Origin of the sequence: Alcaligenes sp. (genome assembly GCF_050255915.1) — a bacterium.
GTDB lineage: Bacteria > Pseudomonadota > Gammaproteobacteria > Burkholderiales > Burkholderiaceae_B > Alcaligenes > Alcaligenes aquatilis.
Genome location: NZ_JBFWIQ010000009.1, coordinates 95,501 through 121,691, shown reverse-complemented (window position 1 = coordinate 121,691; position 26,191 = coordinate 95,501). Strand labels below are relative to the sequence as shown.

27 protein-coding genes are annotated in these 26,191 nt (G+C 55.2%); 9 read left to right on the top strand and 18 right to left on the bottom strand.

Going from position 1 to position 26,191, the window contains the following annotated elements:
* Positions 1-9 precede the first annotated feature (9 nt).
* Positions 10-375 carry a hypothetical protein gene (locus AB7E06_RS12935; RefSeq protein WP_086060527.1) on the top strand — a complete coding sequence of 122 codons (366 nt, stop codon included), beginning with the start codon at positions 10-12 and terminating at the stop codon, positions 373-375.
* 74 nt (positions 376-449) lie between these two features.
* Entirely contained in the window at positions 450-1,133 is a 684-nt protein-coding gene (locus tag AB7E06_RS12930; protein ID WP_094196617.1) for a DUF7424 family protein, read from the top strand.
* A 76-nt stretch (positions 1,134-1,209) separates the two neighbouring features.
* Here the strand turns inward: AB7E06_RS12930 and AB7E06_RS12925 are convergent, their stop codons facing one another.
* Complete coding sequence (locus AB7E06_RS12925) at positions 1,210-2,520, bottom strand: ParB/Srx family N-terminal domain-containing protein (RefSeq protein ID WP_427957222.1); 1,311 nt, start codon at positions 2,518-2,520, stop codon at positions 1,210-1,212.
* A gap of 244 nt (positions 2,521-2,764) precedes the next feature.
* On the opposite strand from AB7E06_RS12925, the gene AB7E06_RS12920 reads away from it, so the two are divergent.
* On the top strand, positions 2,765-3,049 hold the full coding sequence (locus tag AB7E06_RS12920; protein ID WP_249462387.1) for a hypothetical protein: 285 nt from the start codon (positions 2,765-2,767) through the stop codon (positions 3,047-3,049).
* Positions 3,050-3,135: 86 nt separating this feature from the next.
* Here AB7E06_RS12920 and AB7E06_RS12915 read toward each other — a convergent pair whose 3' ends face one another.
* The 3 genes from AB7E06_RS12915 to AB7E06_RS12905 all read right to left on the bottom strand — a co-directional run bounded on the left by AB7E06_RS12915 (position 3,136) and on the right by AB7E06_RS12905 (position 6,419).
* Positions 3,136-3,612 (bottom strand): copper uptake system-associated protein, encoded by a 477-nt coding sequence (locus tag AB7E06_RS12915; RefSeq protein ID WP_427957220.1) that lies wholly within the window; start codon positions 3,610-3,612, stop codon positions 3,136-3,138.
* 168 nt (positions 3,613-3,780) lie between these two features.
* Positions 3,781-5,928, bottom strand: coding sequence for a TonB-dependent receptor family protein (locus tag AB7E06_RS12910; protein ID WP_159063918.1), 2,148 nt, complete (start codon positions 5,926-5,928; stop codon positions 3,781-3,783).
* 62 nt (positions 5,929-5,990) lie between these two features.
* Positions 5,991-6,419, bottom strand: a complete 429-nt coding sequence (locus AB7E06_RS12905) for a DUF2946 family protein (protein ID WP_335641799.1) — start codon at positions 6,417-6,419, stop codon at positions 5,991-5,993.
* 276 nt (positions 6,420-6,695) lie between these two features.
* On the opposite strand from AB7E06_RS12905, the gene AB7E06_RS12900 reads away from it, so the two are divergent.
* The 4 genes from AB7E06_RS12900 to AB7E06_RS12885 all read left to right on the top strand — a co-directional run bounded on the left by AB7E06_RS12900 (position 6,696) and on the right by AB7E06_RS12885 (position 10,252).
* Positions 6,696-7,826 (top strand): NAD(P)/FAD-dependent oxidoreductase, encoded by a 1,131-nt coding sequence (locus AB7E06_RS12900; RefSeq protein WP_108727448.1) that lies wholly within the window; start codon positions 6,696-6,698, stop codon positions 7,824-7,826.
* Positions 7,827-7,861: 35 nt separating this feature from the next.
* Positions 7,862-8,935 (top strand): YkvI family membrane protein, encoded by a 1,074-nt coding sequence (locus AB7E06_RS12895; protein WP_108727449.1) that lies wholly within the window; start codon positions 7,862-7,864, stop codon positions 8,933-8,935.
* Positions 8,925-9,539, top strand: coding sequence for a helix-turn-helix domain-containing protein (locus AB7E06_RS12890; protein WP_094196627.1), 615 nt, complete (start codon positions 8,925-8,927; stop codon positions 9,537-9,539). Before AB7E06_RS12895 ends, AB7E06_RS12890 begins: the two co-directional genes overlap by 11 nt.
* A 218-nt stretch (positions 9,540-9,757) precedes the next feature.
* A complete protein-coding gene (locus AB7E06_RS12885) occupies positions 9,758-10,252 on the top strand; it encodes a hypothetical protein (RefSeq protein ID WP_346548637.1) in 495 nt (164 codons plus the stop codon).
* Positions 10,253-10,347: 95 nt separating this feature from the next.
* On the opposite strand, the gene AB7E06_RS12880 is transcribed toward AB7E06_RS12885, so the two are convergent.
* From AB7E06_RS12880 to AB7E06_RS12860, 5 genes are all read right to left on the bottom strand, one after another.
* Entirely contained in the window at positions 10,348-11,271 is a 924-nt protein-coding gene (locus AB7E06_RS12880) for a formylglycine-generating enzyme family protein (RefSeq protein WP_249494361.1), read from the bottom strand.
* A 153-nt stretch (positions 11,272-11,424) separates the two neighbouring features.
* Positions 11,425-11,868: a hypothetical protein gene (locus AB7E06_RS12875; RefSeq protein WP_230018246.1), complete on the bottom strand. Its 444-nt coding sequence runs from the start codon at positions 11,866-11,868 to the stop codon at positions 11,425-11,427.
* A gap of 244 nt (positions 11,869-12,112) precedes the next feature.
* Positions 12,113-12,313, bottom strand: coding sequence for a hypothetical protein (locus tag AB7E06_RS12870; protein WP_223254031.1), 201 nt, complete (start codon positions 12,311-12,313; stop codon positions 12,113-12,115).
* Positions 12,314-12,445: 132 nt separating this feature from the next.
* Positions 12,446-13,813, bottom strand: coding sequence for a TrkH family potassium uptake protein (locus AB7E06_RS12865; protein WP_230018244.1), 1,368 nt, complete (start codon positions 13,811-13,813; stop codon positions 12,446-12,448).
* Positions 13,814-13,816: 3 nt separating this feature from the next.
* Complete coding sequence (locus AB7E06_RS12860; protein ID WP_094196631.1) at positions 13,817-14,470, bottom strand: potassium channel family protein; 654 nt, start codon at positions 14,468-14,470, stop codon at positions 13,817-13,819.
* 156 nt (positions 14,471-14,626) lie between these two features.
* Between AB7E06_RS12860 and AB7E06_RS12855 the strand changes: the two genes are divergently transcribed.
* Positions 14,627-15,727 (top strand): alkene reductase, encoded by a 1,101-nt coding sequence (locus AB7E06_RS12855; protein WP_125276871.1) that lies wholly within the window; start codon positions 14,627-14,629, stop codon positions 15,725-15,727.
* A gap of 180 nt (positions 15,728-15,907) precedes the next feature.
* On the opposite strand, the gene AB7E06_RS12850 is transcribed toward AB7E06_RS12855, so the two are convergent.
* The 5 genes from AB7E06_RS12850 to imuA all read right to left on the bottom strand — a co-directional run bounded on the left by AB7E06_RS12850 (position 15,908) and on the right by imuA (position 22,021).
* Positions 15,908-16,327, bottom strand: coding sequence for a PaaI family thioesterase (locus AB7E06_RS12850; protein WP_230018240.1), 420 nt, complete (start codon positions 16,325-16,327; stop codon positions 15,908-15,910).
* Complete coding sequence (locus AB7E06_RS12845; protein ID WP_094196634.1) at positions 16,324-16,785, bottom strand: GatB/YqeY domain-containing protein; 462 nt, start codon at positions 16,783-16,785, stop codon at positions 16,324-16,326. The genes AB7E06_RS12850 and AB7E06_RS12845 overlap by 4 nt, the downstream gene beginning before the upstream one ends.
* A gap of 64 nt (positions 16,786-16,849) precedes the next feature.
* On the bottom strand, positions 16,850-20,047 hold the full coding sequence (locus tag AB7E06_RS12840; RefSeq protein ID WP_427957213.1) for an error-prone DNA polymerase: 3,198 nt from the start codon (positions 20,045-20,047) through the stop codon (positions 16,850-16,852).
* Positions 20,044-21,327 carry a Y-family DNA polymerase gene (locus AB7E06_RS12835; protein WP_108727455.1) on the bottom strand — a complete coding sequence of 428 codons (1,284 nt, stop codon included), beginning with the start codon at positions 21,325-21,327 and terminating at the stop codon, positions 20,044-20,046. The genes AB7E06_RS12840 and AB7E06_RS12835 overlap by 4 nt, the downstream gene beginning before the upstream one ends.
* The gene (gene imuA / locus AB7E06_RS12830; protein ID WP_108727456.1) at positions 21,284-22,021 is read right to left on the bottom strand and encodes a translesion DNA synthesis-associated protein ImuA; all 738 of its coding nucleotides are present in this window, start codon (positions 22,019-22,021) and stop codon (positions 21,284-21,286) included. Before imuA ends, AB7E06_RS12835 begins: the two co-directional genes overlap by 44 nt.
* Before the next feature lie 114 nt (positions 22,022-22,135).
* On the opposite strand from imuA, the gene AB7E06_RS12825 reads away from it, so the two are divergent.
* Positions 22,136-22,750 (top strand): tRNA-uridine aminocarboxypropyltransferase, encoded by a 615-nt coding sequence (locus AB7E06_RS12825; RefSeq protein ID WP_094196638.1) that lies wholly within the window; start codon positions 22,136-22,138, stop codon positions 22,748-22,750.
* Here the strand turns inward: AB7E06_RS12825 and AB7E06_RS12820 are convergent.
* From AB7E06_RS12820 to AB7E06_RS12805, 4 genes are all read right to left on the bottom strand, one after another.
* Positions 22,737-23,156, bottom strand: coding sequence for a carboxypeptidase-like regulatory domain-containing protein (locus AB7E06_RS12820; protein WP_108727457.1), 420 nt, complete (start codon positions 23,154-23,156; stop codon positions 22,737-22,739). The two genes, AB7E06_RS12825 and AB7E06_RS12820, sit on opposite strands and share 14 nt — an antisense overlap.
* Positions 23,153-24,046 carry an NRDE family protein gene (locus AB7E06_RS12815; RefSeq protein WP_427957210.1) on the bottom strand — a complete coding sequence of 298 codons (894 nt, stop codon included), beginning with the start codon at positions 24,044-24,046 and terminating at the stop codon, positions 23,153-23,155. The genes AB7E06_RS12820 and AB7E06_RS12815 overlap by 4 nt, the downstream gene beginning before the upstream one ends.
* Positions 24,047-24,131: 85 nt before the next feature.
* Entirely contained in the window at positions 24,132-25,079 is a 948-nt protein-coding gene (locus AB7E06_RS12810) for a succinylglutamate desuccinylase/aspartoacylase domain-containing protein (RefSeq protein WP_230018234.1), read from the bottom strand.
* A 45-nt stretch (positions 25,080-25,124) separates the two neighbouring features.
* Positions 25,125-26,114, bottom strand: coding sequence for a Bug family tripartite tricarboxylate transporter substrate binding protein (locus tag AB7E06_RS12805; protein ID WP_427957208.1), 990 nt, complete (start codon positions 26,112-26,114; stop codon positions 25,125-25,127).
* Positions 26,115-26,191: the final 77 nt, after the last annotated feature.

The following is a 26,191-nucleotide window of genomic DNA, read 5'->3' as shown; positions in this document are numbered from 1 at the left end:
AGAGCAGTAGTGGACAGCGTGGATGTAGAGTTAATCAAGCGATTGAGACCGTTAGCTCGAAAAAAAGCAGAAGAGTTTTCTGATGCGCTATCCGAGGGATTGGCGCAGGATCGTAATATCCATCAATTGAGCCTGGATTTACAGGATGAGGTCCAAGCCTATCTTTTGTCGCTTCCAGAAGAAGATAGAGAAACCTTTGAGGCGCTTTACATTGAAGAGTTAAATGCGCAGACAGCCATGGCTAACCAAAGTGCAACTGAAAAACTTGCCCAGGCAGAGGCTATTGAAGCCGAAGGTGCTAAATCGCAGCAAGTGATGTCTGGCATTATTGTCCTGATCGCGATATTAGTTCTTGTGTTTTTCTTGGCAAGATAGTGCGCATGCTGCACGTGCGGCATCTGGTGAAGGATTAAGTGGGAACACCGTCCAAGTCGTGAGGCGGGTATTCAATGAATTACAAGAAACTGAGGAGCCGTGAGATGCGTGTTGTAAAGGTTGGGGCAATTGCGTTGCTTGCATTATTGGCTGCGTGTAAAACGAATATCAGCACCGAAATCAAACTTAGTGAGCTTGAGGGTGGTGCAGGCAAGATGCTGCCCGGTGAACTGACGGTCGAGGTTAGTGCTTGCAATCATTATGAAGATTCTCGCAAGCCCTCTAATTCCCTGCTGGAAGCTCAGCAAGCTATTCCTGGCATATTCAAAGATGCAAAGTATATGGAATGCTATCAGCAGCGAATGAATTCTTATGCCCGATTTGAGTTGCCTGTTGCCTTGGATACCGCTGGTAGCGATAAGCTGTTTTCTGAGGAACATATCAATTTCCGTTCCCATGAGAATATGTTGCTCGGCTTGGTTATCCCTACTCAAATTAAAGAGCGTATTAAGTCCGCCACGAAAGGGAAGGTCGCCGCAAGTGCTTTGGTGATGAGTTTTTCGATTAAGGTCACAAATGACCTTAATCAGGATCAGCCTTTGGTAGCTTACTCCGTGTTTGCTGATGGGAAAGCGTTTGTTGCTGATAGGCTGTCGCTTCATAAAGGCAAACACATGACACTCCAGTTGTCTGACGTGTCAGTTCAAGCTGCGGTGCAAGGTAGTTATGCAATTGTGCTCGGTAGGGTTGCGCAATAGAAACGTAGACAAGGTGTCGCTGTAAGAAAAGCCCGCATTGCGGGCTTTTTTTTTAATCAGGTCCTGAGTAGCGTGATTACCACCCCCAGCAAGTCCCCGCCGCAGGCTTGCCGCAATTGCGGTAGTTCACCGCAAACCACAGTTTTCCTGCACCACGTGGGCTGCCATCGGATTTAACGTCATCGCGTGGCAGTTCTTCCAGGGTGTCGCGCGCTGTTTTAGTGTCGGAGTCACTGGCAGCGTCGGCTTCCAGGACGATGCGGCCTAGCGCTGCTGCATCACGGTTTTCGAAGACCAGATCCGTGTCTTTCAGCGCTGTCATTTTCAGGGAGGCATCACGCACGGCAGCCGCGTAGCTGTCGTCCGAACCACCGGGCTTCAAGGCCTTGTTCAGCGTGCTGGCGGCCAGAATCTGCACCGGTGTGGCGGGTGGAGCCATCACGTAGTCGTCCAGCTTGGCCAATTGGCCCTCTGAAGCCTGGCGACGTAGCCAGTCGCCCCACAGAAATTCGGCGTATTCAGGCAGGTTGCCGTTGCTATAGGCAATGTCGCGGGTGAAGTACACCAGGGAGCGATAGCGATCTTCCTGCATGCCACCGGCTTCTTTTTCGTTGGCCAGGCCAAGGCGAGTGGGCAGTTGTTCGACGGTAATGGTTTGGTTTTTACCATCACGCAGCCAGACCAGTTTTTCTTTGCTCATGCGCTCCCAGAAGGCAGATGCCTCGCGGATATCGCTGTAGTTGGCGCTGACTTTGACCCAGACGGGCAGTTTGGGGCCGCCGTCAGGAATCTCGCGCAAGGAGGAGAAAGTATGGTGGCCATCGGTCAGGTACAGATTGCCGTCCCAGCCTACGACCACGGTTTTAAGGTTTTCTGTTTGTGAGCCCAACGGGTCTTTGCACAGATACGTGGTGGGTTGATCCAGGCGGGCCGCTTGCGCCTCAGCGATCGTCAGGAATTTCTGGGCGCGCTCGGTACCGCCCATATCCTCGCAGTAGTCGTCAAACTTCTTGCCGATGGTGCGATTCAGGTAGTCCAGGTGCTGTGCTGGATTGTTGGCCCAGGTAGGGCGGTCCAGATCGCCTTGCCAGCGTCCCAGCTTGTAGTAGACCTGATCGTAGCCAATGGCCGCCTGGGTGGGATGCAGTTCTTCTATGCGGACCTTGATGACATCGCCTGCTTTGCTGTCCAGATAGGCCGTGTTGCGGGGTGGTTCCGGCTCTTCAGTGACAGGTGGCGCGACGACGGGGGCTTCGGGGGACGGATTGCCACCTGTGCTGGAGCCACTGTCGCAGGCTGCCAAGACCAAGGGCAGCAGAGCGATGCCCAGGGCGCGCAAGAGCTGTTGCCGGGCGGGGACAAGAGAATGCAAATAAGCGAGGTTCATGGTCCGTTGGGAGATTTTGTTGGAAGATCCTAGATCATGGGGGATGGGTATTGCCGGAACATTGCATTCAGAAACATTTATCGCTTGTGCTGGAGAGGGGGCTGCTTGTCACGATCGGGGGCGAAATTGTGACCAGCTCGCCTAGTTTCCTCTAAGGCGAACTGAATCCCGTACACTGTCCGCGCTTAAATGAAATCGACAAAGCACTTCCAGACTTGTGGAAGTTGATTTTAAAAGGTTCTTGATGTCGCTCTACAGAAAAGCCTGGCTGTTTACGTTGTTCAATATCTTGCTCCTGGTCGCCTTGTATTTTGGGCTACCTGTGTTCGACCGTGTGTTGGGGACATTGGGGTTTTGGGTGTTTGGCTTTTACATTCTGGGCCAGGGCCTGGTGGCCATGACGGTTTTTACTTGCCCAAAGTGTGGCCTGTCGCCGTTCATGGGTAGCCAGAGCCTGTTCACCAGCTATTCGCCGTTTCCGCGCAAGAAGTGTGGTCAGTGTGGGCATGACCACACTCAGACTGAGTAGGGCAAGCTGCGATCCGGCGGTCCGGCGATCCGGTGCAGTCATCCCTTGTTGACTCAGCCCTTGCGCAGCGGGTTCTCCTTCCTGAATTAGTCCGGGTGGTGGTTGTGATCGACCACCATATTGTCTCCAAAGGTGGAGAATTTGGCGGTCACCTCGGCGGGTAGTTTGGCTTCTGCTTTGCTGGTGTTCTTGACCAGACGTTCTGCCGCTTCAGCGCTCATGCCTGCCATCGTTAGAGTCTCGACATCGTTCAAGCCATCGCCACCGCACATATGGACATTCCATTGCCCATGGCGACTCTTTAAGAGCGCACGGCCACCGCGCGCCAGTTGCGTCCAACCGGCCAGGGCATAGTCACCCTCGATCACGATAGGCTCCACCACAAGAGGCGCTTCGGGACTGTCCCAAATCGCCTTCATGGCCTGGGAGATGCGATCGGTCTCTGACGGCGCAGCGCGAGCCACGCCCGTGAGCATCGCGAACAAGATGAATAAAGCCATGGAGAAGAAAAGGCCGTGGAGTGTCACCTTATAGGTCTGGCGATATTGTGAAGCGGTTTTCATAAAAACTCCTTGTTTCTCAAGCTAATAAAGGACAGGGTGGGGCTTTCACCCCGAGCAGTGTGCTCATCTGACTTGTTGGCAGCCAAGGGGCAGTGATCCGGTATGTAAAGCTCAACGGCTGCGGTCTGACGTGCATGACAAACCCCTTGAGAAGATAAAAAAACGGGATCAATACTGGATCTGCACACCGGCAAAGACCGATCGCCCTGTACCCGGCTCGAATAAGGGCGAGGAGGCGGTGGCGTAGTCCGTAATGCTGGCGCTGGCGATGTATCGGCGATCCGTCAGGTTGCGGCCATCGATATAGAAGGAGTAGGGGCCGCGCTCCCAGCCAGCTCGCAAGCCCAGCAGGGCATAGGAACTGGTTTTGGTGGTGTTTGCGTTATCGACGTAGTAAGCCTGCGGCACCCATTCCACATTGGGACCAATGTGAAAGCCTGAAGGGTGTTTGTAGATAATCTCTGCGCGCAGATAGTGCTTGGGCACACCGGGTATTTGATTGTTGTTCCAGTCCTGATCGTTGTCGAACTTGAAGTTGCTGTAGGTGTAGGCGCCTTTGACCTCCAGGCTGTCACTTTGCAGACCTTGTACAAACAGGCCTCGGGCGGCTGTCCATTGCACACCTAGTTCTACGCCCTGGTGAGTGGTGCGATCCGCGTTGACGGTCTTGTCACAGATGTTCCAGGGCGCGCTGATGCATTGCAGCTCATTTTTGACGCGCGCATGGTACAGGGAGACGTCCCAGGCCACGTCCCCGCTTTCTCCTCGGGTGCCAATTTCGAAGGTGGTGGCGCGTTGGGCTTGCAGGCGATCCAGATCATTGCTGGTCGAGAAGGTCATATCGTCAAACGTAGGCGGCTCGGCGCTGCGGGAAATATTGCCGTAGATTTGCCACTGCGGACCCGCCTGCCACAACAGGCCCAACTTGGGATTGAAGAAGTGGTAGCTTTTGTCCCCGGATCGCGTGGTAGGCAGGCCGCCGTTATACCGATCCTGGCGCTTGCGTTGAGCGTGCAGGTATTGCAGGCCGGTGATCAGGGACAAGTCCGAGCCCAGACTCCAGGCGTTTTCGGCATAGATGCTCAGGTTGTTGGACCTGTCTTTGCTAGCAGACAGTTTTTCCAGTCGTTTACCTCCCACGTTTACCGAGTTTTGGGCATCAATCTTGCCGGCCGACCAGGTCAGGCCCAGTGTGAAGCGATTGTCTCTGCCCGCAAGCGGGCTGGTGTTGACCAACCGGCCGTAGGCGCCGTAGCTGCTCGTGTCCCTATCAATAAATTGATAAATAGGGTGTCGCAACGAACTTTGTTCAAACCAGCCACCTAGTTCGTACTGCGTCTCGCCCATGACCAGCACTGTGCGGTTGGCAATGCGACCGCCGTCCAGGTTGAGCTGCCAGTCGTTTTGCTTATTTTCTTTGGCGGCTTGTCGTGGATTATTCAGAGCCTGATCGCGGCTGACCGAGCCGGGAATATCCTGGTGAATCTGGTAGCCGCTCAGGTAAAAACGGGTTTCTGCCCGGTCTGACAAACGCCAGCCCAGGTTTGCATTCGCACGTAGGGAATGGCCAGCACTTTGTTCTCTATAACCATCCTGGGTTTGCCAGGAGCCGGAAACTACACCATCCAGTTTTTCGCCCGCAAAGCCGCTGCTCAGTTGTACGCGTCGCCAGCCAAAACTACCGGCATCCAGACGTCCTTGAAAGGCGTCGGCATCATGGCCGGTAGGGGTGACGAAGTTGATGGCCCCGCCCAAGGTGGCGGCTCCGTACTGCAAGGCATTGGCACCTTTATAGACTTCGGTATAGCGGTAGGCTGTAGGGTCGATACGATGGAAGTTGCTGCTGCCGTCCGGGTCGTTCAAGGGGATGCCGTCCTGATACAGGCTGATGCCCCGTAGATGGTAATAACGCGACAGCCCTGAACCCCGTATGGATAGGCGCGCATCATCACCCCATTTGGGCTGCGCAAACACCCCCGGCGTGTAGTCCAGCATGTCTTTGACGGTAGCGGCTTTGGTATCACGCCAGGCGCTTTCGGGCACCAGAGCGACGCCGCCCGCGGTTTGTTCAATATTTTTTTGAGCAGTTTGCAGGTCTGGAACGGTCAGGCTTTTACCGCGCTCTGGAGTGACGATGACGGGGGCCAGTGTTGGCGTTTGTGCATGAGCAAGGCTTGCCCAGGAACTGGAGAACAGCAAGGTCAGAGCCAGGACGCTGATTCGTGTGCGCGGTGATCCTGGCGCTAATTGGACAGAGGGCAGAAAGGGGGCGGCCTGCACAGCGCATGCCTGTGCAGAAATACAAAAAATAGACATAAAAAAACCTTGAATGACTTCGCTGAAAAGCGACTGCACAGACGGCAGTCGGCCACGAGAGTTCAAACAAGGTTGGCAGGCGGAGCGCGTGACCCGAGTGGTGGCCCCAGCGCGGGTAAGGGGGGTAAGGTCTGATTGCGGTGCACCAGCAGCAAAGGCGGGTGATCCATCGGTACATCCAGGCTTGCCATGTCGGCACTGGGCAAGGCCACTTGGGATAGAACCAGGGCGTAAGGGCACTTCTGGATATCCGCGTGTTCATTGGATAGTGGCGGATCGGCCTGTCCTGTAAGGCTCATCCAGATCGTGCTGGGCGTGCCACCGGGGGCACACAGCGTGACGGAAAAGAAGCCGTTTTGCTCGTCAGCCTTGTCCGGCATGTATCCTGCCGGCACCAGCGAACGGCACAAAAATGACAGGATCGCCAGGCAAAAAAGAATTTGCCAGGCTATGCCATTCTTTGCGGGAGAGCGGTGCCGTTGGACAGACATGGCGCAATTGTATTCCAACTGCTTCTCAATTAGATTTGATTTACGTAATCTGCGGACTCTTTAGTAAGTGGCGGATTACGATTTTGCCAAAGCGATGGCGCTGTTGCCGAGATAAACGTTGCCCAATCGTTTGTTTTGAAGGCGAAATAATCCGAAAGTAGGGCTCAAGCAAGGCTGTCCGAGACAGACCAAGGTGTCCGCCTAGTAAAAACCCGCTTGGATGTTTTTCCGGGAAAGGCCTACTATTAGCCCTCAATTATCGGATATGAGAATTTTATGGTGTATGACTACGTCATTGTGGGTGCCGGGATGGCCGGTGTGTCTTTGGCCTACCGTTTACCGGAAAGCGCCCACGTGCTTGTTCTGGAAAGAGAGTCCCATGCTGCGTATCACTCGACGGGTCGCTCGGCCGCTATGTTTGTTGAAACCTACGGTACTGAAACGATTCGTGCCTTGACCGTCGCGGGTAACGATTTTTTCAGTCATCCGCCAGACGGTTTTAGCGATCAGCCAATTTTGCTGCCGCGTGGCGTGCTGTATGTGGGCACAGCCGAACAACAGGATTTGCTGGACAGTCAATATGAGGATTGGCATGAGCAAGGGCTGGATGTCAGCCGCATGACGGCCGAGCAGGCACTGACGTTGGTGCCCTGCCTGGATCCGGCGCAATTGGCGGGCGCCTTGTATGACGGGCAGGGCCAAGATATGGATGTGCATGCCTTGCATCAGGGGTTCCTGAAAGGGGCACAAGCAAAAGGCGTAACGCTGCGTCTGGATACAGAAGTCCTGTCCGCGCAATGGGATGGCGAGTGTTGGGACGTTCAGCTCAGCTCTGAGCCCGGTACTGTGCGCACACGTGTTCTGGTCAATGCAGCCGGTGCCTGGGCCGATACCCTGGCCGAGCGTTGTGGCCTCAAAGCCTTGGGGATTCAGCCCAAGCGCCGTTCAGCGTTTTTGTTCTCGCCACCCGAAGGGATGGATCACCGGGATTGGCCGGCAGTGATTGATATTGGCGAAGAGTTCTACTTCAAGCCCGATGCAGGCATGTTGTTGGGGTCGCCGGCCAATGCAGATGATGTGGACGCGCATGATGTCGTGGCCGAAGAGCTGGATGTGGCCACCGGCATTTACCGCATTGAAGAGCGCACCCAGCTTCGTATCCGTCGTCCTAGCCATACGTGGGCAGGACTGCGTAGTTTTGCTCCTGATGGGGAGCTGGTCATTGGTCACGATACACAATGTCCCGGTTTTTTCTGGCTGGCGGGGCAAGGCGGTTATGGGATTCAAACCGCAGCAGGTGCGTCCTTGCTGGCGGCCAGTTTGTTGCAAAAGCAGGATTTGCCCGAGTCCTTGAAGGCCTTGGAGATTGATCCGGCTGTGGTGTCACCGGCTCGTTTCAGAACATAAAAACAGCAGCACTTTGATCTCCTGGAGGAGAAAGCATGTCGAATATAAGAAATATCCTGGGCATTGCGATGGCCTTTGTCGGTGTGGTGGTGGGGGCCGGCTTTGCATCAGGACAGGAGGTGTTGCAGTTTTTCAGCAGCTTCGGGTATTGGGGATTGCTTGGAGGGGTGGTCAGTGGTCTGTGCTTCACGATACTGGGTATGGCGGTGGGGGAGCTGAGCCAGGTTTCAGTATCGCATTCGTTTAAAGAAGGGTTGTATTTGATTTGTGGGCCGCGTCTGGGCGTGGTGGTCGACATCATGATTACCTTCTTCATGTATGCCATTGCGGTGGTGATGTTTGCCGGTGGCGGCTCGCTGATGGAGCAACAGTGGGGCGTACCGGCGCAGTACGGCAGTGTCGCCGTCATGCTGATTACCGTGCTGATCGTGTTCTTGCGCGTGGATAGGGTGATGGCCTTTATTGGCAGCGTCACGCCCATTCTGGTTCTGATGATGGTTTTCCTGTGCATTTACAGCTGGAATACCCGGGACTTGCCATTGGAGGAGTTGGATGTCATCGCGCATACCAAACCTCAGGGTGCAGGACATTGGCTAGTCGGCGCGTTGCTGTACGTATCCTACAACATGGTGGTGGGGGCGCCGTTTCTGATGATCGCAGGGGCGCAGGCTACATCGCGCCGCAATGCGCTGTTGGGTGGACTGGTCGGTGGTTTGCTGCTGGGTTTTTTGATCGTGCTCATCAGTGCCGGTGTGTTTGGTCGTATTGATACCATTGGCTCGGCCGCCTTGCCTATGCTGATGCTGGCGACCGAGCAATCCAGACTGCTGGGTACCATTATGTCCGTGGTGGTTTTCGCCATGATTCTAACGACGTCGGTCGGTGTGCTGTATTCCTTCTCAGCCCGAATTTTTACCCCTAACACGCGTAAGTTCAATATTGGTACGGCCATTGCCGGAGTGCTGGGACTGGTGGGGGCCAAGATTGGTTTCATCAATCTGGTCGGCACGGTCTACCCGTTTTTTGGTTATCTGGGCTTTGTGTTGATGGCCTGGATTCTGATTGCCTGGTTTCGTTTGCGCCGCTTACAATCCAGGAATGCGACGTAATGAATTGCTCAGCAAGGAACAGGTAGGATCTCGCCTGCGTCAAGCCCGACATAATCAAAAACAGACACTCAAGCAGGTGTCTGAAAAAACGGGCTTGGCGCTTTCTACCATTTCCAAAGCAGAACTAGGGCAGGTCTCCTTAAGCTATGAAAAATTTGTGGTTCTGGCCCGCGCCCTGAATATTGAGGTGGGTTCCTTGTTTGCCATACCGGATGAGGAAAACACGCAACGCTTGCCCACCACTGAAGTGGGCATTTCCAGCCATAAGTCCACCGCCACCCCGGGCTATGCGACGCGTAATTATGAATACGGCCTGTTGTTTGGCGAACTGAGCGGCAAACACATGAACCCGATTCTGGCCGTCATTGACTCACGCGATGCCAGCGAATTTGACGACTATATCCGGCATGCCGGGCAAGAGTTTGTGATCGTCCTATCCGGCGCTATTGCTATTCAGTTTGAAACTGGCGAGACCTTGTTTCTGAACACACACGAGTCTGCGTATTTTGACAGCGGCATCGGACATATTTACTTGTCGACCAGCGAAGACGACGCGAAGGTTGTCGCCGTCTGTACCAGCGGTTTGCCGCCGGGACTGGTTTAGGCTGCGTCGTTTTATTACCTGAAATAGCGTCTTTTTTTTCCGGAATCAAGTTTTGTTGATTTGGTAAGCTGGCTTATTGTTCGAGTTATATCTTTTTATTTAATCACTGATTCTTGCTTTACTTTTTTTTGTTTTCACATATGACTATTATTTAATTGGTTTTTTTAATTTCTCGCTACAATGCCTTTTTTATAAGCAGAGAAAGTAAAGGGATAGGAATGAGGATTACTGTTTTCGTTGCAGCCTTGTTGCTGACAGGTTGCGCATCGATTACTTCTGAGTCTATGCAGTTGGTACGTGTGGATGCAGTGGATGAAACGGGAGAGAAGGTGACTGACGCTCGTTGTACCTTGACCAACGATAAGGGGGAGTTTGTCACAGAGGCAGGTAAGCATGCCAGGGTTAGTAAATCCAGCAAAAATTTGAACATAACCTGCACCGCGGCTGATAGAACAGATGAAGCAACAGGCACCTTGATCTCGCGTGCCGGGGCGGGTATGTTTGGCAATATTATTTTTGGTGGTGGGATTGGCGCCATTATCGACCATAACCGTGGTACGGCTTACAACTATCCAGATTGGGTGGAACTGGTATTTGGCAAAATCCTGACCTACGACCGTACGAAAAATAAAGAAGGTGCTCCCATGAAGGAAGGGGATCAAATTACTGAGCCGAACAAGACTAATGAGACCGTAGCTGCCGCGACACCGTAAGCGATATTAAAAAAGCCCCTTAAATGAACTGCACCCCAAAAGTTGGACATTGATCCGACCTTTGGGGTGTTTTTCATGGCGAAAGGTGTGGTGAGTCAGGGTTTGTCCGTTACATTATCAAAAACCGGCGGCACGGTGCTGTCTGGCTTGGCTGACACAGGAGGGGTGCCATTGGACTTTAACGGCGCCACACAACGCGCGGTGGCGTTTTGAAAATAGACGGTGCCTGCGGGGCGGCCTTTCAGACGAGCCAGTTCGGGTTTGGCCTGGATGGTCGCGTCGGACAAGGGAAAGACGATGCCCCGTGTGGGGATGGTGTCGCGTGAGCTTGTCCCCGTATTGCTGCCGCCTTTGAAAATCCGTACATGGGCAGGGTCGCGATTGGGGTCGGAGATAACCCATTCGTGCAGACCGTTGGCCATGTCCTGTATGCCCAAGGGGTTGGGCGGAAATGCACCCGTCTTGTGTTTGTTCGCGCCACTATCTGGTTCCGGCAGATTTCGACCTGCTTGCCATTGGCCGTTGTCGGTAGCCCAAGGAATCGCTTGCCCGCGGCCGCGGGCCGCGTACTCCCATTCGGCCTCGGTGGGCAAACGCATGTCCAGGCCACTGTTTTTTCCCAACCAGGTGCAAAAGGCTTCGGCTTCGTCATAAGGCATATTGGCGGCCTGTTCATCATCGCCTTTCACGGGCTGCCAACGGGCAGGGCGCTGGGTTTGCTTCAGGAAGCGGTCATACAGGGCGTTAGTCGCCTCTTTTTTCATGATGGAAAACGCGCTGACCTCTACCGGGTATGGATCCAGAGCACCCTGATCGGCTTGTGCTACCCATTGCACGGACTGCTCGCCGTCGGGAGCACGCATGGGCACCTGGAAATTGCCGGCCATAAATGAGCCGCCTTCTACCGGGATCAATTCAGGACCGGGCTCAGGGCGCGTAGGCAAAGACCTCAGTACCAGTAAAAGTAAGATGCTGGCAATGATGAGGGTGACGCTGAGCCGCACAGGGGTATGACGCAATCTTGTTTCCTTGCTCTTGACGACTCGCGACGCGAGAGCTTTGTCGATTAATTTTGCTTATATGGCCCCGTATTATTCCATGTCTGCTTATAAGACGGGTCTGTCTGTGCGCAGAGTGTAATGATTTATTGGAATAGAAGGGGAGTATTGTGCTTATTCAGCGTTGTTGGGGGATTTTTCAGGAATAATCGACAAGGGAATATGGATGGCCTGGCCTTCCTGAACCACAACGCTCCAACGGCTTGGATCGAACAAGGCGGGGCTGACTTCAAATACCGCGACATCCGAGATGCTCACCAGAGGATTGATTTTGTCCGGGCCCACCGTATCCAGATCGTGTGCGTAGCGATAGTCCTGTGTCGCTCGCTGATTGGGTGCTAGTTTTTGGCCCGACGCATCTGCCAGAAACAGGCGTGGTCGATGGATCTGCGGGTTCAGGGGGCGTGGGCTGGTGTTGGTATAGCGGTAGCGCAAAACAATAAACAGATTATTCTGACGCGCCGGTGTAGCCAGATTCCCGGCGTCCAACTGAGTCTGGCTGTGCCATTGCTCCAAGTAGATATGCAGGCGTGCACCTTGATACTCGGGTGTGAGCAAGCTTGCCCCCTTGTTCAAAATAGGGGCCGCAGGCGGGATAGGGGGGATGCTGGGAAGGATGCCAGGCTGCGTTTGGGTAGACAGAACCCTGTCGTTTTGACTGTAGGCGGTGGCAGAGCACAGGGCTAGAAGGGCGCACAGCCAAAAACGGGGCGAAGTAACAAGCATGGGTGTGAACAAGAGGGGCAATCAGTGTGGGTAAGGATGACAGGCGGGATTAAAGGGCAGGCAAAAAATAAACGGCTCATGAGCCGTTTTTCTTAACCACTTTTTTCAGATCGTCCAGCTCTTTGCGCAGGGCGACCACTTCGTCACTGAGTAAACCGATGACAGCCATTTGACTTTGGTACATCTCTACCAAGGGGTGGTAACTGATACCACGACTGGTCAGTTCTCGACAAAGCGCGCTAAGACCGGTTCCAGCGCGCTTGGTTAAGGTAGCCATCTTCCTGTGATCCATAAGCCTGCATCCTGATCAGTAGTTGTTCGATGTTTACATCTGTTAACCATACCAAAAAACGATGACAATAGTCGTTTTTATTAAAACTTCTTGTATATCTGTGGTTTAGCGACTGAATTAGCCCACTTGGAAGTTGCCTTCCGGATAGCGTATGCGGCTGCGTTTGCGCGTGGCCAAGGAGTAAATCAGGGTCAGCGGGCCGAGTCGACCCGCAAACATCAGCACCATGATCAGGATCTGGCTGGGCATGGAAAGTTTGTGAGTGATGCCGTGGCTCATGCCGGTGGTGCTTAAGGCCGAGGCTGCTTCAAACAGAAGGCTGGTAATGGGCATGTCCTCAAACAAGGTCAGTAACAAGACACTGATGAAGTACAGAGCGCCGGTAATCAGAAATAGGGCCAGCGCTTTCTGGACGGTGTCAGGCGCGACGCTGCGGCCCATCAAGACCACTTCTTCACGTTGGCGGATATATGAGCGTACGGCGGCCATTAATACAATCAGCGTTCCGATTTTGATACCACTGGCGGTGCTGAGCGAGCCACCGCCAATGAGCATCAGCACGATCAGCATCAACTGGGTGCTGTCGCGCAGGCTGGCAATATCCATGGTGGTAAAGCCGGCGGTGCGTGTGGCGGCATTTTGCATCCAGGCGGCCAGTGCCTGATCACCCACCCCAAGCATGCCCAGGGTTTTGGGGTTACTAAACTCCAGTGCCCAGAGGCTAAAAAAACCAATCAGGTTCAGAATCAGTGTGCCCAGCAAGATCACTTTGGTATAGGGCAGCAGGGTTTGCCAGCGTTTCTTTTGCCCAACATCGGCCAGCACGGTAAAGCCAATCCCGCCCAGGATAATCAGGCCCGACATGGTCATGACTGAAATAACATCCCCCGAAATCGGGATCAGGGAGTTATGGAACAAGGAAAAACCGGCGTTATTGAAGGCAGTGACGGCATGGAACAGGGCGCGGTACAAGGCCGTGGTCCACGGTAAATCAATGGTCCACCGCAGAAACAAAATGGCAGCGGCGATCAATTCAATCAAGACGGCAATTTTGAATACTTGCAAAGCCGTGCTGCGAATACGAGACACACTGGTTTGATTAAAGGCTTCCAATGCCAGCGCTTGCTGGCTGACACTGATGCGCTTGTGCATGGTGATGGCGGCAATGACGGCAAAGGTCACAAAGCCCATGCCGCCAACTTGCACCAGCAGTGCCAAAACAATCTGCCCAAAGTGCGTTAAGTCCGTGGCAGGATCAATGACCGCCAAACCCGTGACGGTGACCGCCGAGGTCGCCATGAACAAGGCCTGGAAAACGCCCAGACGGTGTTCGGCCGCTTGTGGCAGGCTAAGCAAAATAGCGCCCAGGATAATCAGGGCCATAAAGCCCAGAGCCAGTACCAGCGGCGGGCTGGCGCTGAGAGTGCGGGTCTGAGGATTGACCTCAAGACGGCGAGTCAGACTATTGGGTAGCCAGTTGCGCATACATCAAACCAGTTTGGGGGCGGCAGTACGAAGAGCTTGCAACTGTCCAAGCAAGATCAGCAGGTCTTTGGCATGCAGGGCAAAATCAGCATTGGGCTGGGTCGTGGTTTGACCACGACGTTTGACCAGCAAAACCTGCACATCGTCCATTTGCTCGCGCAGCACATCTTTGATGGTCTGCCCATTCATATTCTCGCTGGCTGTTACTTCCACAATGTAATCGCCATTACCCAGGGTGATGTAGTCGTTGACCATCGGGTAGCTGAGCATTTGGGCAACCCGTATGCCCATTTCTTCTTCGGGGTGAATAATGCGGTTCACCCCGATTTTGGCCAGAATCAAATGCTGGGCATGAGAAGTCGCTTTGGCCCAGATCGTGGGAACACCAAAACTTTTCAGATGAACCACACAAACCAGGCAGGCTTCAATATCGGCCCCAATTGCAACCAGAACTACGTCATAATTGTCCAGCCCCAGCTCTTCCAGGGCCTGGCGGTCAGTGACATCGGCAATGACGGCACGGCTTAACTGGTCCGCATATTTGTTGACCAATTTGGGGTTTGTGTCCACTCCCAGCACGGAGTGTCCTGTTTTCATGAGTTCCAAGGCGCAGGCCGAACCGAAGCGGCCTAATCCTATGACGGCGAACTGTGCCATAGCTTAGTTGATCCGTTTGATGCTTGAAACAATTTCAAGCCAAATTAAGCGTTGATGGTATAAAGGCATATCTGGTAAAAACCCTTATCGGGTATTCCCTTGGGCGCGTGTCGTTGAAGCCCCAGCGGAAACATCAATAGTGGACAGTGTAAAACAATGGTTAGTTTGTTTGATCCAATAAAATTGGGTGATATTGAACTCCTGAACCGCATCATCATGGCGCCCATGACACGCGCGCGCGCCTCGGAGGGCCGTATGCCCAATGATTTGATGCGTATGTACTATTGTCAGCGAGCTAGTGCGGGGCTGATTGTAGCCGAAGCGACCTCGGTATCGCCGCAGGGCGTGGGCTATGCCCACACGCCGGGCATCTGGAGTCGTGCTCAGGTCGATGCATGGCGCACGATTACAGAGGCGGTACATGCCAAGGGTGGTCGAATTGTTCTGCAATTATGGCATGTGGGGCGTGTCTCTGATCCAGAGTTTCTAAATGGTCAAATACCGGTTGCGCCCAGCGCGATTGCCTGCGAGGGTATGGTCAGCCACTTAAGTCCTGAGCGTCCTTTTGTGGTGCCTCGCGCTTTGCGTAGCGAAGAAATCGCCGACATCGTGGATGATTTTTCCGTTGCTGCACAGAACGCGCTCAGTGCCGGTTTCGATGGGGTTGAGATACATGGTGCCAATGGCTATCTGATCGATCAGTTCCTGCACGACGGCTCTAACACCCGTACGGACGCTTACGGTGGTTCTATTGAAAACCGGGCGCGCTTTCTGTTGGAAGTTGTGGATGCCTGTGTGGCCATTTGGGGGGCCGGTCGAGTCGGTGTGCATTTATCCCCGCGCGGTGGTTTGCACGGCATGAAGGATTCTGATCCAGCCCGTTTGTTCTCTTATGTGGCGTGTGAGCTGGATCGACGTGATATTGCCTTCTTGTTTCTGCGTGAAAGCCCGGCTTCGGACAGCTTATTGCCCATGATCAAATGTCAGTTTGGCGGCGCGATCATCGCCAACGAACATTTTGATTTGCCCACTGCACAGACCACTTTATCCAAAGGCATGGCAGATGCCGTGTCGTTCGGTAAGGCTTTTTTGTCTAACCCGGACTTGCCCTTGCGTTTGCAGTTGCGCGCTCCCTTGAATGGCTGGGACCCGGGCTCTTTCTATACCCAGGGGCCCAAAGGTTATACGGATTATCCGTTTTTGAAATCCAGCCCTGAATGGGATCAGCCTGTCGATGAGGATTTGCAGACACATTAAGCCTGTCTGCGAGGACATCGCCGGAAATAAAAAAGCCCGTATCAAACGGGCTTTTTTAGTGCGTTTCTTTTCAATCCGATAGCCATTTGGGAACCAGCTACCGTCTTTGAATGGCTGAGTGCTTTACGTGAAGAAAGCTCGTGGCGGCCCATTCATGCCAAGCCGTATTGCCCTTGGCGTTTAGCTGCCGCGTACTACCCGAAATGTGGCTGCTGCTTTAACCAGCAAGCGTTGCTTTTCATCGTACCCGCCCCCTTCGCAGTAAGCGGTATCGCCTTCCAGATACAGGCATTGGGCCTTGAACCAGACATCGCCCCGCGCTGGTAATAGAAACTGCGAGTTCATGTCTATGGTGGCCATGCCCGAGCCAGGGCGTTGAGCCCGTGCTGCGGCGCTAAGGGTGAAGTCCAGAATCGCCATCAACGTCCCCCCGTGCACATCAGCACGGGAGTTGGCATTACAGGCTTGCCAGGGCAGGAAGGTGATCACCTCCTGCTCGGTGCTGCTGACCGTTTGCAGGCCCAGGTGCTGCATGAGAGGGATGTGAGTGCCGAAAAAATCCTGTTTGGGCTGCGCCCGTTCGGCCTGCCAATGCTTCATGGGTTCAGTTTTTGCTTCACTTGAGCGGAAACCTGGGACATATCAGCACGGCCTGCCAGCTTGGCTTTGACCAAACCCATGACCTTGCCCATCAGTGCGGGACCTTGGGCGCCTTCGGACTGGGCCTGGGTAATGGCGTCGGCAATGACAGCATCAACTTCAGCACTGTCGGCTTGCTGAGGCAGGTATTCTTGCAGAATCAGCAATTCGGATTTTTCTTTCTCGGCGCTTTCGGTACGACCTGCAGACTCAAAAGCCTGAATGGATTCGCGGCGCTGTTTCACCTGCTTTTCAATGATGCTGGTTACTTCGGTATCGCCCAGCTCGGTACGTTCGTCCACTTCGCGTTGTTTGATCGCGGCTTGCAGAAAACGCAAGGTCTCCAGACGTCCGCTATCGCGAGCGCGCATCGCCGTTTTGATATCTTCAGCTAAACGGGTTTTGAGTGTTTGACTCATGGTGGTTCCTGGTTGAACGGGCAAAGCCATAGTTTAACGCAGGGTGAGGTGGGGAAAAATCCGATTATTGAAAATCTCGACTGCGTGCAAGCAGATGACCAATCAGATGATTCATGGATACCAAACGGCGGGCAATCAAATGGCAAACGCTGCCATCGCGCTGCCAGATACCATAGACCCCCAGCAGACGAGATTGAAGCAAGGCCTGGGATTGCTCCTGGGCCAGTTCTTCGCGCACGATGACATTGACACTGCCGGTTTCATCTTCCAGCGTCACAAACACGGTGCCTTTCGCGGTGCCGGGGCGTTGACGAGTGGTGACCAACCCACAAGCCCGTGCCAGACGCCGATCCGGGCAGGTTTGATTAAGCTGTTCTGCCGTTGAGAATCGCAAGGGGGCCAACTGTGTGCGTAGCAGGGACAAAGGGTGGTGGTTCAGGCTCAAGCCCACGGCTTGATAGTCGCTTAATACCTCCAGTCCCGCAGTGGCGCGCGGCAGATCCGGGGTGTGATCCGGCGTTTCAGCATGGCTCAGCAATCCTGCCTGGCTGGGACGTCGGGCATCCCAAACGCTGTGGCGGCGTTGACTATAGGCACTGCGCAAGGCATGGGCCTGGGCCAACGCTTGTTGATCGTGAGCTGACAGAGCCAGCTCCTGGCGCAAGCAGGCCAGATTCAGCAGACGTTCCGGGTGGCTTTGCCGGTAACTGACGATGGCATGCGCCCCTTGTTCGCTCAAACCCTTGACCATGTGCAAGCCCAGACGTACCTGGCGTGGGCTGCCAGGCTTGGAGCAGACATGGCTGTCGTACAGGCTGTATTGCACATCAATGGGCAAGACCTGTACGCCATGACGACGCGCGTCCTGGACTAACTGGCTGGGGCCGTAAAAGCCCATGGGTTGGGAGTTCAGCAAGGCAGCCAGAAAGTGATCCGGGTAACGTGCTTTCAGATAGGCGCTGAACCAGGCCAGTTTGGCGAAGCTGGCCGAGTGGCTTTCCGGAAAGCCGTATTCCCCAAAACCGCTGATCTGGTCGAACAGGCGCTGGGAAAATTCGGGATCATAGCCTTTGGCGGCCATGCCATCGAGCAGCTCCTGCTCAAAAGGCCCCAGGCCACCACGACGAGGCCAGGCGGCCATGGCTCGTCGCAAAGCATCGGCCTTATCTGCCGAGAAACCTGCCGCCTCCATGGCCAGCTCCATAGCCTGTTCCTGAAAAATAGGTACGCCCAAGGTACGTGCCAGCACATGGCGAATTTCGGGGGCGGGGTAGTCGACTTTGCGGTGGTCGCGGCGACGCTCCAGATAAGGATGCACCATGCCACCCTGAATGGGGCCGGGGCGCACAATGGCCACTTGCACGACCAAGTCGTAAAAACACGTGGGCCGCAGACGCGGCAACATGCTCATCTGGGCGCGGGACTCGATCTGGAACACGCCGATGGTGTCGGCCCGTCGTATCATGCGAAAGGTTTTGGCGCTTTGCAAAGGAATGTCCTGCAAGTGGAACGGTTTGCCTTTTTGTTGGCTGATACTGTCCAGGCAACGGCGCAAGGCGCTCAACATGCCCAAAGCCAGGATGTCGACTTTCAGCAAGCCCAGCACATCCAGATCGTCCTTGTCCCATTGCACAACGCTGCGCCCCGGCATGGCTGCGTTTTGAATCGGCACCAGCCTGTGCAAGGGCGTTTGTGAAATCACAAACCCGCCTGGATGCTGGGACAGATGACGCGGAAAGCCCATGAGCTGGCGGGTCAAGGACAGCCATTGATGTGCTTGTTCGGGTGGGCATTGAGGAAAGCGCGCAAAGACCTCATCCTGAATGCGGGTGTCGTTAAGCCAGGCGCGGTCACATTGAATCAAGGCCTCGACCAGGGGTTGAGGAATGCTCAGTGCCTTGCCGGTATCGCGCAAGGCACTACGGCGTCTATAGGTGGTGATGACTGCGGTTAAGGCGGCCCGTTGTCGGCCATATTTGCGGTAAATGTACTGAATGACTTCTTCGCGGCGCTGGTGCTCGAAGTCCACATCAATATCGGGCGGTTCCGCTCGCGCCCGGCTAATGAAGCGAGCAAATAAGGTGTGGCTGCTGGCAGGGTCGACTTCGGTAATGCCCAGGCAATAGCATACGGCCGAGTTGGCGGCCGAGCCTCGGCCCTGGCACAAGATTCCCTGGCTGCGCGCATAGCTGACGATGTCGTGTAAGGTCAGAAAGTAGGACTCGTAGCCCAGGTCTGCAATCAGGCTCAGCTCTTGCTCCAGACGCATGCGCAAATGGTCGCTGATCCCTTTGGGATAGCGTCTTTGGACACCACGCTCGGTTTCCTGTCGCAGATATTCAATGCCACTGAGGCCAGGAGGCACAATCTCGACCGGGTACTCGTACTTGATTTCGCTTAAACAGAACTGACACAGCGCCTGGATGTGATCGGTGGTCTCACGCAGTTCGGCGGGGTAGAGATTGGCCAGTTGGAAGCGACTGCGTAAATGATGCTCGGCATTACCGGCCAAGGACCAACCGCATTCCTGCACGGGCGTTTTCAGGCGTATGGCAGCCAAGGTATCGTGCAATGGTTGGCGAGAGCGCACATGCATATGAACGCCTCCCAAAGCGGCACAAGGTACGCCAGACTCCTGCGCTGCCAGCCTGACGGCACGTAAGTGCTGCATGTCCTGATCGCGTCTATGCAGACTGATGCCTAAAAACAGGCGGCCTGCAAACAGCTCCAACAGCCGCTGTGTGTGAAGGTGGATGTGCTCGCTATCCAAGCCATAAGCGGGTTTGTAAATGACCAGACAGTCCGGCAAAACGTGTTGTTGTGAGCCTTGACGGGCTTGCTGCAAAAAAGACCAGTCAATCGAGGCTTGCTGTTTTAAGTCCAGAGACTGGTGCACGTGTGAGATGAATTGGCAGAGATTGCCATAGCCCTCTTTGTTGCGCGGCAAAATCAGCAGCTCATGGGCCTGAGTAGCGTCGCCAGTTATGTTTGTGGAATGGGTGTTTGGTGGGTTTGCCGGTTCCCATACGCCTGTAAAGCAGAATCGGCTTCCCACCAGCAGGCGAATTTCCGGATGCAGCTTGGCCTGCGCATAGGCGCGTACCACACCGGCCATGGAGGCGTAATCGCATAAGGCCAGCGCCTTGTAACCTAGCTCGGCGGCTCGGCTGACCAGCTCTTCGGGGTGGGACGCACCATTCAGAAAGCTGTAGTTGGACAGGCAGTCCAGCTCTGAGTACAGCAGGTCTATATGGGATTTCATCCAAAGACTCCGTGCAGGTACCAGGCATGTTCCTGGCTCAAGTCCCGATAAACCCAATACAAGCGTCCTTGCGGACACAAGGCGATAAAGTAGTCCCGTTGCTGATGTCCGGAGCCGCTCCACCAGCCTGTCTGTACCCGTTCCGGGCCTTGAACCAGGCGTAGGCGCTGATTATCCAGAAGCGGGGATTGCTGATCGTGTTGTAAAGGCTGAGCCGGGTCCAGCATCCAGCAAGGACGTTGCAAAGTTGGATGACTGGTCTTGGGGGGCTGACTGCTGGACAAGGACAGCCATTGATTCGCTTGTTCAGGCAAATAGCTGGCTTGGGCGGCAGGCATCAAAATCTGTTCAGCCCCCAACCTGGCTTGTAAACGCTCCAGAAGTTGCTGGTCTTGCTCTTGCCAATGGCGTGCATCGGGAAACAAGCCGCTGGCATGAGTTTGGCGAGGATGCAGTTGTTGAGCCTGCAGCACCAGGCTTTGCACAGCCGCCTGCAATTGCAGTGGCTGGAACTGTTCTTGCCATACTGGCAGAAAGTCCTGGCTGCGCCAGCAGGAGCGGGCCATCTGTAATTCTAGGCGGGTGGCGGTGGGGTAGTCCTTGTATCGTTCCGTATGCAGTACCAGTTCCAGACGTCCGCAGGCCAGTTGATATTGATTTAGCCAGGCCTCCAGTTGGATCAACAGGCGGTTTAACGCCCGCAAGATGGTGGGTTTGTGATTGGACGGGGCATCCATCTCCTGTTTGCGTGTAAATTGCGGGGCCGTATGCACCCATTCCAAGGCCCAGCTTTGTGTGCCATAGGCTTGGTCCAATTGCAAAAGTAGGGCGCGCAACCCACGCTGGGACAGGCCATCACGGGGAAGTTGATGTAACTGGCCCAGGGTATGGCAGCCCAGACTATGCAGCCACTGCAACTGGTCAGCGGGTGGGGCCAGCAAGTGGATAGGAAGCGGGTTCAAGCAGGCTGGTAAACGGCGGACGCAACGGCGCTGCTTGTGGTTGGACAAAGCCAGCAAGCAGGCGGCGCGGGCAGTCGGCGCCAGGGCCAGACAGGGCTGGGGGACAAGAGGGGACAAATCAGCCCGAACCTGTTGATACAGACGGCGTAAGCCACCAAACAGCCGGATGCTGGCACGGATATTCAGTACCCATAAATGGGTTTGAACCTGTGCCAGTTGAGGGCTGTAGCGCAGCAAAACCGCTTGGATACCGTCCTGCTGCTCGGGATTGGCCTCAGGCGTAAGCAGGCTCTGGGGCAGTCGCAGGCATAGGTACATGAGACGGAATGGCCGTTGGCGGCATCAAGATGTGGTGGGGCGCTAAGGCAATGCTGTCCTTGCAAGGTGGGCCCCGACGTTTGCGAATATGGACATCCAACCAAGGCTGTCCTTGTTGGTCTTGTCGGGTCTGAAGATCCAGACGTAAAAGGGCTGGGCTGTTGGCCTGACTGTGTGCCGGACGCAAACAAAAAAACAGGCTGTCGCTTTGGTTGGCTAAGAGTTGCAACTGGCGCAAGGAGGCGAAAGGCACGTGAGCAGGCAACCAACTTAATACGGCAGCGCAATGGCCGTGACGTAAGGCCTGGGCGCTGGCCCACAAGGTGTCGTTCAGGTGTTGGCTGCGTATCCAGATCAAGCGGGCGGCTAACGCGTTTTCTGATGTAGCGCTTTGTCCCGTCGTGGCAGAGGTGCCGCGCCATCGTTGTTGCATGGGCTGATAGGGCGGCGCAACTAAAATACGCAATCGTTCTGCAGGCAGGGTGTTCAAGGCTGGCAGTAATAAGGATAAGGCACTGCTGTCCTGTGGTGCTTGCAGCTCGATCAGGCTGCCGATAGGCCAGCCTCCTCCTGGTAATTCAGCATCCAGAGCGTCAAAGCCGCTGGACAGGCAAGAACCTGCGGCATGCGCATAATGCTTGCCCGTCCACAGGGAGGGATGGAGGTCTAAAAGGGAACGAAGTGCGCTTGCCATAGGTGTGCTCCTGATTGCTGTATAAATATACAGTAAATTTGTTTGTCAGCAAACCAGGAGTCGGTTTCAAGGCAGAACTTTTATATACTGTGACCTTCTGTTTGACTCTCTCGCATGAACGCTTCCCTTCTCTCCCGCCCAGGCCGTTGCGCACAGTGCCAGCGGCCATTGGCTCGCTGCTTGTGTCCCTTGATTCCCTCGCTAGAAGCGGCGTGCCCGGTTCTGATTTTGCAGCATCCGTCCGAAGCGCGGCATGCGCTCAATACCGCACGTCTGGCGTATTTGGGATTGAAAGGGACAGAGTTATGGGTGGGGGAGCAGTTTGAAGAGCTGGGGGCGCGTCTGGCACAGGCGCATCGCCCTGTCTTGCTGTTTCCGGGGCCGCAAGCCAAGGTAGCGGGTTCAACAGGCCCAGAAGAAAAACCGGATTTGATCGTGGTGCCCGATGGCACCTGGCGCAAGGCGCGCTTGATTTTGCATCGTAATCCGGTCTTGCAAACCCTGCCGTATTGGATGCTGCCTGACGGGGAAGCGTCACGCTACAGGCTGCGTAAAGCGCCCGACCCTCAGGCCGTGTCTACCTTGGAAGCGATTGTCCGGTTGATGCAGATTATGGAGCCAGAGCGAGATTTCAGGCCTTTGTTACGGCCTTTCGAGCAGTTGATCGAAGAGCAGATCCAGGCCATGGGCCTGGATACCTATCAGCGTAACTATCCTACTTCCAGATGAAGTTCAGCTCACGGGACTGACCGTCCACAATGCTGGCCTGGCGCTCCTGGGTTTGACCCTGGTACGTGGCAAACACCTTGTAATTGCCGGGCGCAAGGCGAATCAGGCAGTAGGGGCCATCGATCAGACTGTTCAGTACAGTTTGGTCGCCGCTGTTGCGGATGACCAGTTGCACGTCGGAAATATAGCCGACGCGCTCGCCCTGATGCGCCGAGAAGTTGACGGATAAGGGGAAGGTGCCGCGCACCATGCGGAATAACTGGGCTTCATCGCTGCCTATTCCGCCGCTAATGTATTCGGTTGATCCGTAGTACTGGCTGGGCGGCAGTTCCTGGGAATGCGCGATGGGACTGCTCAATAAGGCCAGCGACATGGCAATGCCGATCAAAGAAAGACGAGGACTCATGAGATTTCCTTGCTTGAAGTGGGAAGACTAAGCGGGCCATTAGTGGCTCTGTTGCTGTTATGAGAGGGGGCAGGCTGGCTGTCAGGATGAAAGCTGGGCCATAAAAAAGGCCAGTCATGCTGACGGATGGGTTCAGCGAGCGAATTGAAACTGCGTTCACGTAGCATCCCGTGCCCATGCTGATGAATAGTAATGACGGTGGTGCAGCGGGTGCCGTAATCGGGGCTGACAATAAACGGGCTGCTTAACAAGCGTTCGTGCTCAAGGCTCAGACCGGTTTGGGGCAAGTCACTGTCGGCGGCCACTTCTTGATTGCGCAAGCCCTGGAACAAACCTTCTACCGCTTGCGGCGAGCCATCAAAATGCTGCGCCTGCAGAGTTTCTTTCAGGAACAGGCTTTTGGGCCAAGGCGTATTGAGCCAGGCATTGCTTAGAATATGCACGCCCGGTTCCAGCCGATGCGGACGGCCGCTGGGGTGGCGATTGCTGTAATAGCCCAGACGTAACGGTTGTTGTGTGTCAGGCCACTCCAGAACAAAGAGATTGAAGCCTGCGTAGTCAGCCCCTTCCCGGGCTAACTGTTCCAGATACTCGGCGGGACTGCGCTCATCGACCAGGAACTGAGGAATCAGCTCGCCGCGCGAACGGTGCTTGCGGTTTTTGCTGCCCGGTGCTTCGCGGTAATTGGTTAGCAGGGCCAGACGTCCACGGCTTTGCGTCAGGCCCAGCCAAGTACCTCCGGCTTGCAGGTCTCGACCCGCCAGAATCTGGGACTCGTTTTGCCAGGGCTGAGCCGGCTGGCTGGGGCGAGCATGATATTCGTCACGATTGGTGGCAATAATCAGCGGCCAATCCGCATTCACTCCGACGGCGATATAAGCGATGCACATGTGCCGATTGTAGGATGGCTATGCAGGCTTTGGTAGCCAAAGTACCGCCAAGTTTCGCTTTTCTTCTCGGTATTTGAAAGGCCCGTCAAGAGGGTGCGTAGTCTTGTGCCAGGCGCACGACGGTGACACCGGGGCGTAGCTGGCGTAGTGACGGCATGACCAGCGTGCAATGATCGTAAGGCGTCAGCAAGGGCTGGCCATCTGTTTGCCCAATCTGGGTGCCAGCTTTGGCCAAGGTTTCCAGGCCTTGCCAGTTTTGGCTGAAACTGACGTTCATGGAAGGGGCGACAACGGCATGGGTAACTTGCAAAATGCGCTGCTGATCGGGCGAGGCTCGACGCCAGTCCGCAGGCAAATCCTCTTCTTGCACAATCTCGGAGGCGATCAGAAAGCGGGCAATCAGGTCCAATGCGATAGCAGGTGTATCTGGATCACCATGAAAGCCACATTCCAATAATAAGGAGCGGGTCTCATCGGCATTCGGGTCAGAAAAACGGCCGTAATCGCGCATGCGTACGCCGTCCTTGTGGCCCGTATCCACAATGACATGCTCGGGGGCGCTCAGGGTTTGCGCCAGCTCGATATTGCGCGCCAAGGTGCCGGTCAATAACAAGGGGGCACTGGGTTCATGCATGGAGTGCAGATCCAGCAACCAGTCGGCTTGTTCCAGCCAAGGCAAGATGGCCCGTGCGCGTCGTTGTTCGTGTGTCTGTGTTTGCGACAGCTTTTGATCGCTCCAAACGCGGTTCATGTCTTCGTCCACGTAGCGGCTGGCGTCGTGCTGCGCAGGGTCAAAGCGATCAAAGGCGTCCAGATTGCAAAAGGCCAGAATCAGTTTGCCGCGACGTGGCTGCATGCCGCTGGCCAGCACGGCTTTCAAGGCCCAGGCGCCGCACAGCTCGTTGCCATGGATCAGGGCGCTGATCATGACGGTACGGCCTGCCTTGCCTGAATCCAGACACCACAGGCCAGGAACACCGGTATTGCCCTGACGCTCTTTTTGAATGTCAGGCAAAGAAAGAGAAAATTGCATGGTGAAGACTCCAGCGCCCCGGCTGTCAGCCAGGGCGCATGTGTTTTATTCGGCCTGCAGTTTGGCCAACTCGACCAGACGGGCGTATTTGTCGACCTCTTTGGCCTGAAACTCGGCCGCGTTCATGCCGGGGGCGTAGAGCGTGGCTCCATTTGACTGCATCTTCTCTTGCAAGGTGGGCGATTGCAGACTGCTGTCCAGGGCTTGACGCAAGGTGCTGGTGACGGACTCGGGCAAATCCTTGGGGCCATACAAGCCAAACCAGACGTTGATATCGACCTTTTCAAAGCCGGGGGTATCGGCCAGCGGCGGGATTTCCGGGGCGGCTGGAGAAGCCTTGGTTTCGGTAATGCCCAAAGGCACAATGGCACCGGCGCGAGCTTGTTGTAAACCTGATGACAGTACAAGGTAAGCCGTATCCAATTGCCCGCTCATCAAATCCGATACCAGAGGAGGTACGCCGCGATAGGGCACGTGCATGGCGGTGGTGCCGGTCGAAGCGTTCACCATTTCACCGGCCAGGTGCAAGGTCGTACCGACGCCCGAGGAGCCAAAACTGAAGGCTTCCGGTTCGGCAGCGCGCAGCTTTTGGGCATAATCTGCGGCAGAATGAATGCCGGATTTTGTGGAGGCAGCCAGCAACAAGGGTTGGGACGCAATCATGCCAATAGGCGTGAAATCTTGTTGTCCGTTGTAACGTACGGCTTTATTGATCATGCCCGCAATGATCATCTCGTTGGTGGAACCGAGCAGCAAGGTATAGCCGTCGGCAGCGGCCCGTTGTACGCGCTGGGCACCAATGGTGCCGCCGGCACCGCCCGCATTTTCCACGACGACACTTTGACCCAGGCGGCTGCTGAGTTCTTCAGCCAGCAGGCGCGCGGTCAAGTCCACACTGCCGCCAGCGGGGTAGCCCACGACCAGAGTCAGGGGGCGCGCAGGATAAGTGTCGGCATGGCTGACCGAGGCTTGCAGCAGGCTGCAGGCGCCCAGAATGCCAAGAACCAAGCTGCGCTTGGAAAAGGAAAAAGACATGATGTGCTCCCCGTTCGATGGATAGGTTTCCGAGCAGCGGCCAGGGCGGCGCTGCGGGCCTGTATATCCTTAGTTAT